Origin of the sequence: Akkermansia sp. GGCC_0220 (assembly GCF_017566105.1) — a bacterium.
GTDB lineage: Bacteria > Verrucomicrobiota > Verrucomicrobiia > Verrucomicrobiales > Akkermansiaceae > Akkermansia > Akkermansia massiliensis.
Map to the genome: position 1 here is coordinate 56517 of NZ_JABFCI010000017.1, position 11153 is coordinate 67669.

Consider the following 11153-nt stretch of genomic DNA (forward strand, 5'->3'; position numbering starts at 1 on the left):
GGTGAAGGCTTCCGTTCCCTGGAATTTTCCGCACAAGTGAACCAATGCGCATCATTCCGGGACTATTTCGGTTGAAAATGCCCGGAAACGAAGTAAAATGTGGCGCGTTATGAAAGTAGAAACTTTTGAAACTCCCCAGGATGCTGCCAAGGCTTTGGCAGGAGAAGTTGCGGAACTGATCCGCACGCGCGCCGCCGAAGGCAGGAACGTGGTTCTTGGCCTCGCCACGGGCGCCACTCCGCTGCCCTTTTATGCGGAGCTGGTCCGCCTGCACAAGGAAGAAGGCCTTTCCTTTGCCAACGTCATCTCCTTCAATCTGGACGAATACAGCGGCCTGGACCACGACCATCCGGAATCCTACTGGTACTTCATGCACACCAATCTCTTCAACCACATCGACATGAAGCCGGAGAACATCAACCTGCCCTCCGGCACGGTGAAGGGTGACGAGATTGCCGCCCACTGCGCCGCCTACGAACAGAAAATCAAGGACTGCGGCGGCATCGACCTCCAGATTCTCGGCATTGGCCGCACCGGCCACATCGGCTTCAACGAACCCGGCTCCGACGATACCACCATCACCCGCCAGGTGCATCTGGACGAACTGACCCGTTCCGACGCCGCCCCCGCTTTCGGCGGCATTGAAAACGTTCCCACCACCGCCATCACCATGGGCGTGGCCACCATCATGGGCGCCCGGGAAGTGGCTCTGATGGCCTGGGGCGAAAAGAAGGCTTCCATCGTGAAGAAGGCCGTTCAGGGGCCTGTGACGGTGGACGTGGCCGCCTCCTACCTGCAGAAGCACCCGAACGCCAAGTTCCTTCTGGACAAGGGCGCCGCTTCCCAGCTTTAATTATCCGTTCAACAACGAACACGCCGCTTTTCCCGGTTCCGTGGAAAGGCGGCGTTTTTGATGGAATGAAGGAAGGCGGAATCTTCTTTTTCCAGCGGGGATGGCGTGGAGGGAGCTCCGTATGTCCGGACCGTTGGTCCCGTGAAGGAAGATTTTGTGTCATTGAGGGGAGTGTGGAACAGCCGTGGCTGCTCCGGTGGACGCAGGCCGGCAGGTAATAAAGAAGGTCCGTTTTTCCCTACCATGGCTGGTCCGGTGGGATGAAATGGGAGTGATATTTTTGTTGTTTATTAAAAATGAATGAGTTTTAATGCTGTGTGGGACGTGTTTTCCTGTTTCCGGATGCGGTTCCGGAGCCTGGAGGCAAACCCGGAGTTCCTGTCAGGGATTTCCTTTAAAAGGGGGATGGCGGATTGGCCGTTTAACCGGCTGCACCTTTTTATTAGGATGGAGTGGCGCATTGACAAGAGTTTCATTTTCCGTGCATGGTTGAAGGTGCCAATAGATGAAAAATAAATATATCCGGCAGTGTGTAATTAATATTTCATTCAGGAATTACAGATGATGGCCGGTTTTTATAGATAGAACAGGAAAAACAGAAATATGAAACAAATGAAGATACTGATGGTCGTAACCGGAACCGGGATGTTTCCCGACGGAAAACAGGAAACGGGATTGTGGCTCAGCGAGCTCACCCACATTTACGACAGCGCGAAAAAGCGGGGATATGACATCGTCATCGCAAGTCCGAAGGGAGGCGACACCCCCGTCGATCCCATGAGTCTGAAAACGATGTACATGGACAAACTGTCCAAAAGCTGCTGGGACGATTCGGAATTCCGGGATGTGCTGCGGCACACGAAAAGCCTGGATGAAGTTTCCGGTGAGATGTTCGACTGCATTTACTTGGCCGGAGGCCACGGCGCGATGTTCGATTTTACGGATAACGCCGTTCTGCAGGAACTCATCAAAAACCACTATGAAAATAATAAAATAGTTGGTGCTATTTGCCATGGCGTATGCGGATTGTTAAACGTGAAGCTCTCGGACGGACAATATCTGGTAAAAGATAAGAAGGTCACGGGATTCAGCTGGTTTGAGGAAGGTCTGGCCGGAAAGAAAAAGGAGGTGCCTTTCGATCTGGAATCCGCGCTGAAGGAACGGCGGGCGGATTACAAGAAGTCATTGATTCCGATGATGCCGGAAGTAGTGGCCGACGGAAATCTGATCACGGGCCAGGACCCGTTCAGTTCGGAAAAGATGGCTGAAACGGTCATGGGACGGTTTAATCAATAGCAGTTGGCGGTGAATGGCATGAATTTGGAAGAAGCCTTGAATTACCGCCGGGCCGTGCGGGTATTTGATAAAAATAAACCGCTGGACCCTGAAAAGGTGAAACACTGCCTGGAATTGGCCTCCCTGGCTCCCAGCAGTTCCAACATGCAGTTGTGGGAATTCTTCCAAATCACCCGGCCTGAATTGATAGCCCGCGTTGCCGGGGCCTGCCTAGGCCAGCCGGCTGCCGCCACGGCTTCGGAAATAGTCGTTTTCGTGACGCGGCAGGACCTGTACCGGCAGCGGGCGCAATTCGTCCTCGAATTCGAGCGTGGAAACATCCGGCGGAACAGCCCGGAGGAACGCCAGGCCAAACGCATCAGGGACCGGGAATTATACTATGGAAAGCTGATGCCGTTCCTCTATGCGCGCTGCTGCGGTATTTTGGGGGCTTTCCGGGCTTTGCTGGCCAGGGGCATCGGCCTTTTCCGCCCCATGATGCGCGAAGTCTCGGAGTGCGATATGCGCGTCACGGTCAACAAATCCTGCGCCCTCGCCGCCCAGACGTTCATGATTGCCATGGCCGCTGAAGGATACGATACCTGCCCGCTGGAGGGATTTGACAGCAAGCGGATGAAAAAACTGCTGAAATTGCCTCATGGCGCCGGGATCAATATGGTAGTCCCCTGCGGCATACGGGACGGAGAGAAAGGTATATGGGGCGAGCGGTACAGAGTCCCGTTCGATGACGTGTACCATAGGCTCTGACTCGCCGGGGAAGGAAAGTTCCGCTCCGCCGGCAGCGTGCGGCGTCAGCGGGGAGCAGGGGAGGACTGTCTGCGCTGCGTTCCTGGGGCGCGTCATGCCTCACAGGAAAAGGGTTCCGGCTACTTGAGCCACGCCAGGAATTCATGGTTCCCGTCGGTTCCGGTGATGGGGGAGGGCTCGCAGCCCATCCAGGAGCGGTTTAGTTCTTCCGTGACGAAGGCGCGTATGGAGTCCACCGCCCGCTGGTGCAGGACCGGGTCCCGGACGATGCCGCCGGGGCCGATGTCTTCCGGCTGGAGTTCAAACTGGGGTTTGATGAGCACCAGGGCGTCCCCTCCGTCCTTAAGCAGGGGGAAGGCCGCGGGCAGGATTTTTTTCAGAGAAATGAAAGAGACGTCGGAGACGATCAGGTCCACCTGTTCCCCGATGTCTTCCGGAGTCATGTAGCGGGCGTTGAATTTCTCCTTCACGACGACGCGGGGATCCTGCCGCAGTTTCCAGACGAGCTGGTTGGTGCCGACGTCGATCGCGTGCACTTTGACGGCGCCGTGCTGGAGCAGGCAGTCCGTAAAGCCTCCGGTGGACGCGCCGATGTCCAGGCAGACCTTGCCTTCCGCGGAGACGGGGAAGGCGTTCAGGGCTCCCTCCATTTTCAGGCCGCCGCGGCTGACGTAGCGGGGGCGGTTCCGGATGGCTATTTCCGCGTCTTCACTGACCTTGAGGCCCGGTTTGGTGGAAGGGTGGCCACCCACGCTCACCTCTCCGGCAATGATAAGCCTCTGGGCCAGTTCCCGGGATTCTACGAGATTGCGGGAAACCAGAAGGACGTCGAGTCGTTGCTTGCTCATGATTCGGAAGGAAGGTGCGTACGCAGGTATTTCATGAAACTGCATGGGGAATCAAGAAAAACCGCGCGAAGAAAGGCATTTGGGGGCAAAAAGGCGGCATGGCGCGCGCTGGAACATTTTACGATTGATTCAGCCCGGATTTATAGGAGACTTTGCGGCGAATGGAACACCGCTACAGGCAATTGATGCGCAAGGTCAGGCTTTACCTGCTGACGGAGGTGCGTAAAAAATCGTGGGCCAGCAAATTCCTTTCCGCCAGGGTTTTTGACCCCGTCTACTGGTCCTGGAACAGGCAGTCTGTAGCTACGGGCGCCGCCTGGGGGGCCGCGGCGGCAATTGCCCCGCTGCCCATGCAGAGCCTGTGGGGCGTTTTCGCCAGCCTGTGGCGCAAGGGCAATATTCCCGTAGCCATCCTGATGGCGTGGCTTTCCCCTCCCGGCTTCACCTTTTTCGCCATTCCGGCCCAGTGGTGGCTGGGGTGGTTCCTTTTTTCCCTTGTGGGGCTCCCCACGTCCGGAGCGAACTGGCAGATGCTGAAAACGGGAGTGCAGCAATGGTCCTGGGCCCCGTTTGACGGGTTGAGCATCGGCATGGTAAGCCTGGAGTTCCTCACGGGCTGGATTGTTTCCAGCGTGGTGCTGGGCTGCCTGTGCTACGGTCTGGTGCAGCTTGCATGGGGAGCGGGACACTTCCTGCGCAGTAGGAAAAATCCGGGCAAGACTTCTTCCGGAAAAGGTTTTGGTAAATAAAGCCGCCACCTGTCATGTGTTGCAGGTGGAAGCAAGCGTCTGCATGAGATAGATATATATTTTATGGACTTCTGGAATTTGAAAGTATCATTTTATTATTGACGTTTATGGTGAAAATATTATTTTTGAGAAACTTTCCTGAGTATGATGTCTCCCTCTATTGAGGCCCTGTTCAAGAAATATTTACACTGCCTGATCTTTCTTTGGTTTGGCGGGGTCACGCTATTGGGCTGTTTTTGTTCCCAGGCTGAAGAACCGTTGCCTGATGGAGACACGGGAGCGCTCTCCATTGAATCGAAAACTGCCCTTTATTCCGCTGATTGTTATATCAAGGGAGAAGAAAATGAAGACGATAAAAAGAGAAGTTCCATAGGCATAGGAGAATCCTTCACTCTTACGTTGACGGGAAAACCCATGGGAGATATTGAAAAATTGACATGGGAATTTGTTTCAGGAAAGGAATTAGTGAAAGAAAATGAAGAAAACGACTTTAAAGGTAAAACGGAAATTACATTGACGGCTAGAAAAGATCTGACACCAGATCAACTTAAGAACGAATCCAGCATCGAACTGAAAGTTACAACAAGCGAAGGTCTTATAGTGACCATGCAAAATCCGATAGCCGTATTTTTTCCCACCGGAATGACCGCCGCACATAGGGGAACCGGGACACCAGAGGTAGGCTGTAATAACCGGGGCGCTACGCAACCTTCAGCCCAATTGGTTGTTACATTGCAGCCTACGAACGTCTCCTTTAAAAATATTAAAATCATTGAACGGGATTTGGGTTCCGATCCCAACAATCCTCGAAAAACTCTGGATCCTGGCCATACAGGTCAGGGAGTTGATAAAGTAATAGAAATTAACAAGGCGAATCGGTTTGAAGATCATCTTAAAGGAACGGTTGCCCATCAGGATATTCAACAGAAAATACATATTTTGCCGCAGAATTGGAAATGGAAATGTTCCTGGCGCGTTCATAAGGGCAGGGGTGGACCAATAGCAACTTCTGGAAATGATGATGTGGGACAAATAGGAGAAGTTGTCGAACAAAGTTTTAAATTTTATTATATGCTCAATCCTCAAACGCAAAGAATAAGTGCCGTTTGTGGGGAAGTGTCGAAATTTGGATGTACGGCTCAGGCTTATTCAGATGGTACCGGAAATCATTATAACTATTTGGGACCTAAAGAAACCAATTAACGGAATTAGATTATGAAAATGCAGTCTTGTCTTCTCTCCCTCTTTATGGGAATCGTGGTTTCTTCACATGCGTCAGATTTTCCAGTTCCCTTGGAAAAACCTAGTAATATCAAATCTTTAAGTGATGTTCCGGAAGATATCAAGGCCTTGGGTGTCTTGCTCAAGGAAAACAAGCTCGAAGAATTTTACAAAAAATCTAGGGAATGGCATCTCAAAAGTTATCCTCATTCAGAAGATATAGTATCTGTGCGGAAGTTTTTCTGGCTTGCCTACTATGTTTCCTTCGCGCCTCTTTTTCCTTTTGAGGATGATGATTGCAGGACAACGGCTTCCTTTAACGACAACATAGATTTACGGCTTTTGGGAGACGTTTTTGATCGTTTTCTCAAAATAGCCCGGAATGATCTGGATGAATTCACAACCCAGCAGCCCCTGAAACGGAAGGAATTGGCGCCTCTTTTCAGCCTTTATGCCGCCCGCATGCTGAACAAAGTTAGAAATGCCTATGTTGACGATTTGCCGGAACGGGAAAAGGTTGCCCGGCAGAATTATCAAAAAGCGGTTGCCGAACGCATGGAAAAAGCAACTACGCTGGAGGAAAAACTTGATCCGTTTGGAGCGGAGAGCGGAAGGATGTCTACTAATTTGAATAACAAAATAGTGGCCAACGACGGAAGGAATATGGAGATTAAAAGTACCGTCGAGAGGATGGAAAGGTATTTCGTGCCTACTTTGGTTCGCCTGTTCCCCGGAAAAAAGGGAGAGGTGATCAAATATATCCGCCTGGCAGGCTATCAGGGAGGGGAAATCAACGATCTTGTGGACCGTACTGTAGGGCGGGACTCAACCACGGAATTTCTGTACAAGGGACGTGGCAGCAAGGATGCCCGATAAGCTTTTCTAAATTTATTTTTTTGCCATTACTAACTCGTTCGTGTTCTGCTGTTGGAAGCTGAGAACACGGAGTCTCCCAGTCTCTCTCCCGGGAGAGACGAAACTTGGAGCATTTTTCCGGTCGTCAGACGGCCACTTCCATCAGCAGAACGGTAGAGTTCTGGACCGCTTCAATGGTGATGGAGCCCGTATCCGTTATTCCGGCTCCGTCCCGGCGGTGCAGCACCGTGTCTCCGATCTTGATTTCTCCGTCTATCACGAAGACGTACACCCCGGTGTTCTGGCACTTGAATTGATATTCCCGTTCCACGCCCCGGTCGAGTTCCGCCCAGGAGAACCAGGCCTGCTGCATGATGGAGATATCCGTTTCCGGAGCCAGGAAGGTGGAAATCTCATTGTGCTTCAGCAGGGGCTTGATGTCGTAGTCCCGGTATTTGGGGGGCGTGTTGACCCTGTCCGGAATGACCCATATTTGAAGGAATTCCAGGGGTTCCGTGGAACTGCCGTTGAATTCGCTGTGCTGGATGCCCGTTCCGGCGCTCATCACCTGGATTTCTCCGCGGGTGATGGTATGGCTGTTGTTCAGGCTGTCTCCGTGGCGGAGCTGTCCTTTCAGGGGAATGGAAATTACCTCCATGTTCTTGTGGGGGTGGGTGCCGAAGCCTTCTTCCGGGAGAACCGTGTCGTCGTTGAGTACGCGCAGGGCTCCGAACTGCATGCGGTCCGGATTGAAGTAATTGGCAAAACTGAACGTATGGTATGTATTCAGCCATCCGTGGTTGGCATGCCCACGGGAAGATGCACGGTCAATGATGATGTTCATGATTGATAGGGTTGGTATTGAAAGCGGATTCCCGCCTGTAGATGGTTTGACCGGATGGACCCCGGGGCTGTTCAAGGCGCATGACAGCATGTCCGTTGCCGTAAAATAAATCGGCAACACAAATTGATGGTGCAATGTCTCTTATTTTAAGGTAGCGTGTCGCGGTACCTGTGCAAACAAGACAAGGCGTATGGCTCATCGGACATTCATGAGATGGATCAAGGGATTGGTTCCTACGGTGATTATTTTGCTGGGCGCCTTGGTGCTTGGGTGCATCTGTTATGTCTCCATCTGGGGCGCTCCCTCCTTTGTCGTGCAGCGTGTGGAACAGGCTCTGATGGAAAAAGGCATTCCCGTCCACATAGAGACGCTGAAGATTTCCCTGTGGCCCCGCGCCGTGGTGACCTTGAAGAACGTGGAGCTGCTGGATCCTGGTGTTCCTCCGGAGGCGCGCCGCCCCGTGGCCCTGCTGCATGAGGCGGACGTGGCCCTGAACTGGAAGGAGCTGATAGACGGGCAGGTAGTGCCGGAACGGCTGAACGTGAAAGGGCTGGACGTCAATCTTCCCGTGGACGCGGAAAAGCCTGAAAGAGTTTTTTCCACCGCAGGGCTGAATGCGGAGCTGGACCTGGGGCGTCCCGGCATGGTGGACATCGTGAAGGCTGATGCCGTGGTGCAGGGTATCAGCGTGACTGCCCAGGGGGCGTTTTCCATCGGGCAGGGGGATTCCGGAGATTTTACGCTGACGGCTGAAGACATGGCCGCCGCCAGGGAGCAGTTGAACCAGGTGCTGAAGTACCTGGACCGGGTGAAGTGGCCGGAGGCGTCTCCGCCCAGCCTGGCCGTCAATTTGAGCGACGACCCGAAAGGGGGAGTGCGCGTGGGCATGGATTTGCAGGCTCCTTCCCTGAGGTACGGGAAAATCCGGGTCAGGGATTTCCTGTTCAGCGGGGATTACGCGGATTCCGTCATCATGGCCAAGCGCTTTACCATGAGGGATGCGGAAACGGCCGGCTTCGTCAATCTTTCCCTCCAGGCCGATTTGAAGAAACGTTCCCTGATCTGGGATGTCCGCAGCACGGCCCCCCTGGTGTCCTGGGCCGTAGCCATTGTTGATGAAGCCCTGGTGCCGCGGGAGATGAAGTTCCTGAGCGAGCCGCACGTGCAGGTGTCAGGCCGTGCGGTTTTCACGGAGAACTGGGAGGGCGTGGAGCATCTGAACGTCATGGGATCCGGCTCCATGGGAGCTTTCTCCGTGCTGGGGGAAAAGTTCCAGAGGGCCTCCTGCGATTTCAGCTATGAGGACGGCAATTTTTATGTGACGGATTTGGACATACGGCACCCCGGCGGCGTTTTTTCCGGCAAGGTGATGGGCGTGGACGGAGAGATCAAGATAGACGTGCACAGCACGCTGCCCATGCATGCGATGCTGGACATGGCCCGGTCCATTGCTCCGGAAGACGTGAAGCTGCCGCCTACGCTGGAAATCAAGGGAGACCCTGAATTGAAAGTGTACGGCACCGTGGGAATGGGGAAGGGCTGGAAAGGGCCGTTCCGGGTGGACCGCCTCCAGATTGAGGCGGCCGTGACGGACGTCTCCTACCAGGGGGTGGAGTTCGCCTCCGCCGCCGCCAGGGGGGAATTGATCGGCCGCTCCATCAATGTCACCCAGTTGGACCTGGCGCGGGAGGACGGCCATGTGAAGCTGGAAGGCAGCTATCTGGGAACCGATCTTGTCTTCACGCTGGAATCTGATTTGAAGCCTGAATTGCTGGTAGCCCTGGCCGGGAATTTGGCGCCCATTCCCGAGAATTTGAAGCTGCCGGAAAAAGCGTCCCTGTGGGTGCACGGCAGGCTGGATATTCCGGAAGGCAAGCCTGTGGAGCCCACGCTGGTCCGGGCGCGCATCAATGCGGAGAACCTGGCCTGGAACAAGGTGCCCGTGAAGACGGCGAATGTGGAGGTGGAGTACCGCCCCAACCAGCTTTTTGTACAGAATTGCCGGATCGGGATGGAGAAGGGCGTTTTTGAGCTGTTCGCCAACGGTTTCCTGGACGGCCAGATGTTCGTGATGGGGCAGTCCACGGTTCCGCTGGAAACGATAGACCGGCTGCTGGGCATGAAGGATGACGACTTTTTTATGAGCCGCTTCGTCTTCCGCAAGGATTCCGGCCTGGAGCTTTCCTTCCAGGGGACGCTGGGCCTGTACAATCTGGAAAAGGCTTACGATTTGCAGGCCACTGTTTCCGCGACGAATACGCGGTACAAGGGCGTGGACCTGAAGTCCGCGCGGGCGGATGCCCATCTGGTGACGGACCAATTGGTGCTGACCAACGTGACGACGGTGGTTTCCAACGGGAATTACCTGTCTTCCGCCGGGTTGTCCGGCGGTCCCGCGGAGTGCACGCTCAAGGCCAAGAGCATAGATTTCCGCTTTGTCCAGGATACGGTGGAGGTTCTGGGCATGGAGGGGCAGGCCTACCCCGGTTATACCATGCGCATGTTTTCCGACAACGCCGCCAAGGTTTTGAAGGAGTTTGTCTTTACCCGGCCCGTGACGCTTTCCGGCGGAGGCATGTTCCCGATGGGGGACGACATGAAGCTGATGAAGGGGCGCATCCGCTTTGACGCCTCCGCGGGGCGCGTGCGCTATCCCTTGCTGGGAACCACGCTGGACCTTGGAAAGGCGAAAGGGGAAATTCTTATTTCCCCTCAGTGGGTGGTGGTGGACAAGATGAAGGGCACCATCTGGGACGGCTCCTTTACGGGGCGCGTGCTGGCACAGATTGACGACGGGGACGCCCTGAACGGCTCCTTTGTCCTCCAGGACATGAACCTGACCTCCATTGGGAGATCCTACGGCAAGAAGATGGAGAAGGCCACCGTGCACGGGGCCATTGAATTTTCATCCAAGGGAGGCAATATGAACTCCATCCAGGCGAAGGGCGAGGCCGCCCTGGTGCATGGGGACCTGGTGGAAATCCCCCTCTTCGGCTTTTTGGGGGAAGCCCTCTCCAATTATATTCCGGGCCTGGGCCACCTGATCAATTACAAGATCACCAGGGCCGACTGCGATTTTTCCATTGAGAAGGGCTATATCCGCACCAGCAATTTCTCGGCCAAGGGCAGCAATATGTCCCTGGAAGGCGGCGGCTGGATACACCTTGCCGACTTGCAGGTTAATTCTGATTTCAAGCTGGGGCTTCGCGGCCTGCCGGGGCTGATTACCTCTCCCGTCTTCCTGCTGGCGGGGGGATTGTTCCAGGTGCGCGGCACGGGGCCTTTGAGCAATGTTTCCTGGAGCTTTGCGCCGTTCTCCGGCGGAAAAGCCCCTGTTCCCCCCGCGGCGGCTCCCGCCCGGAGGAGGTAGAGAAGGGGAATGCCGGGTTTCCCGGAGAAAAGCGTCATGGAGCGCCGCATGCCCACGCGGCAACTGAACGGAAACGCGGCTGCAAGCCGCGCCCTTTTGTAGTCCCGTATTGGATTGATGTTTCCCGTCTTTAATGAACCGGTCCGCCAACGCTCATTGATAATCCGGTTGGCACACAGCATGCAATGTTCCGTGACGCAGCAGGGCCGTTCCGGACAATGCCGGAACGGCCCTGCGGGTCCGGAGAGCAGAGCGTCCCCGCTCCACTCTCCACTCTCAAACCTCAACTCTCCTTAAAAGTCATACCGGTAGCCCACGCTTCCGTTCACCGAGTTGGCTCCGTCACGGAAGTCCGCGTTCCCGTTGATGA

Annotated in this window: 9 protein-coding genes; 7 read left to right on the forward strand and 2 right to left on the reverse strand. The window is 54.7% G+C overall.

Annotation, left to right across the window (positions count from 1 at the left end):
- Positions 1 to 109: 109 nt before the first annotated feature.
- From nagB to HJW02_RS11300, 3 genes are all read left to right on the forward strand, one after another.
- Positions 110 to 853: a glucosamine-6-phosphate deaminase gene (gene nagB, locus HJW02_RS11290; protein ID WP_022397114.1), complete on the forward strand. Its 744-nt coding sequence runs from the start codon at positions 110 to 112 to the stop codon at positions 851 to 853.
- A gap of 603 nt (positions 854 to 1456) precedes the next feature.
- Positions 1457 to 2149, forward strand: a complete 693-nt coding sequence (locus HJW02_RS11295; RefSeq protein WP_102721985.1) for a type 1 glutamine amidotransferase domain-containing protein — start codon at positions 1457 to 1459, stop codon at positions 2147 to 2149.
- An 18-nt stretch (positions 2150 to 2167) separates the two neighbouring features.
- Positions 2168 to 2896, forward strand: coding sequence for a nitroreductase family protein (locus HJW02_RS11300; RefSeq protein WP_102722087.1), 729 nt, complete (start codon positions 2168 to 2170; stop codon positions 2894 to 2896).
- A gap of 119 nt (positions 2897 to 3015) precedes the next feature.
- Here the strand turns inward: HJW02_RS11300 and HJW02_RS11305 are convergent, their stop codons facing one another.
- Positions 3016 to 3744 carry a TlyA family RNA methyltransferase gene (locus HJW02_RS11305; protein ID WP_102721986.1) on the reverse strand — a complete coding sequence of 243 codons (729 nt, stop codon included), beginning with the start codon at positions 3742 to 3744 and terminating at the stop codon, positions 3016 to 3018.
- A gap of 185 nt (positions 3745 to 3929) precedes the next feature.
- Here HJW02_RS11305 and HJW02_RS11310 point away from each other — a divergent pair, with 185 nt between their 5' ends.
- The 3 genes from HJW02_RS11310 (at position 3930) to HJW02_RS11320 (ending at position 6590) form a co-directional block, all read left to right on the forward strand.
- Complete coding sequence (locus tag HJW02_RS11310; RefSeq protein ID WP_205575949.1) at positions 3930 to 4493, forward strand: DUF2062 domain-containing protein; 564 nt, start codon at positions 3930 to 3932, stop codon at positions 4491 to 4493.
- Positions 4494 to 4637: 144 nt separating this feature from the next.
- On the forward strand, positions 4638 to 5696 hold the full coding sequence (locus HJW02_RS11315) for a hypothetical protein (RefSeq protein WP_146019644.1): 1059 nt from the start codon (positions 4638 to 4640) through the stop codon (positions 5694 to 5696).
- A 12-nt stretch (positions 5697 to 5708) separates the two neighbouring features.
- Positions 5709 to 6590, forward strand: coding sequence for a hypothetical protein (locus tag HJW02_RS11320; protein ID WP_146019645.1), 882 nt, complete (start codon positions 5709 to 5711; stop codon positions 6588 to 6590).
- A 124-nt stretch (positions 6591 to 6714) separates the two neighbouring features.
- Here the strand turns inward: HJW02_RS11320 and HJW02_RS11325 are convergent, their stop codons facing one another.
- A complete protein-coding gene (locus HJW02_RS11325) occupies positions 6715 to 7413 on the reverse strand; it encodes a pirin family protein (RefSeq protein ID WP_102721990.1) in 699 nt (232 codons plus the stop codon).
- Positions 7414 to 7621: 208 nt separating this feature from the next.
- On the opposite strand from HJW02_RS11325, the gene HJW02_RS11330 reads away from it, so the two are divergent.
- Positions 7622 to 10783, forward strand: coding sequence for an AsmA-like C-terminal region-containing protein (locus HJW02_RS11330; RefSeq protein ID WP_180971815.1), 3162 nt, complete (start codon positions 7622 to 7624; stop codon positions 10781 to 10783).
- Positions 10784 to 11153: the final 370 nt, after the last annotated feature.

Excerpts from the sequence above, each read along its gene's own strand:
- nagB (WP_022397114.1), top strand. The coding sequence starts at position 110 with ATGAAAGTAGAAACTTTTGAAACTCCCCAGGATGCTGCCAAGGCTTTG.
- HJW02_RS11295 (WP_102721985.1), top strand. The coding sequence starts at position 1,457 with ATGAAACAAATGAAGATACTGATGGTCGTAACCGGAACCGGGATGTTT.
- HJW02_RS11300 (WP_102722087.1), top strand. The coding sequence starts at position 2,168 with ATGAATTTGGAAGAAGCCTTGAATTACCGCCGGGCCGTGCGGGTATTT.
- HJW02_RS11305 (WP_102721986.1), bottom strand. The coding sequence starts at position 3,744 with ATGAGCAAGCAACGACTCGACGTCCTTCTGGTTTCCCGCAATCTCGTA.
- HJW02_RS11310 (WP_205575949.1), top strand. The coding sequence starts at position 3,930 with ATGCGCAAGGTCAGGCTTTACCTGCTGACGGAGGTGCGTAAAAAATCG.
- HJW02_RS11315 (WP_146019644.1), top strand. The coding sequence starts at position 4,638 with ATGATGTCTCCCTCTATTGAGGCCCTGTTCAAGAAATATTTACACTGC.
- HJW02_RS11320 (WP_146019645.1), top strand. The coding sequence starts at position 5,709 with ATGAAAATGCAGTCTTGTCTTCTCTCCCTCTTTATGGGAATCGTGGTT.
- HJW02_RS11325 (WP_102721990.1), bottom strand. The coding sequence starts at position 7,413 with ATGAACATCATCATTGACCGTGCATCTTCCCGTGGGCATGCCAACCAC.
- HJW02_RS11330 (WP_180971815.1), top strand. The coding sequence starts at position 7,622 with ATGAGATGGATCAAGGGATTGGTTCCTACGGTGATTATTTTGCTGGGC.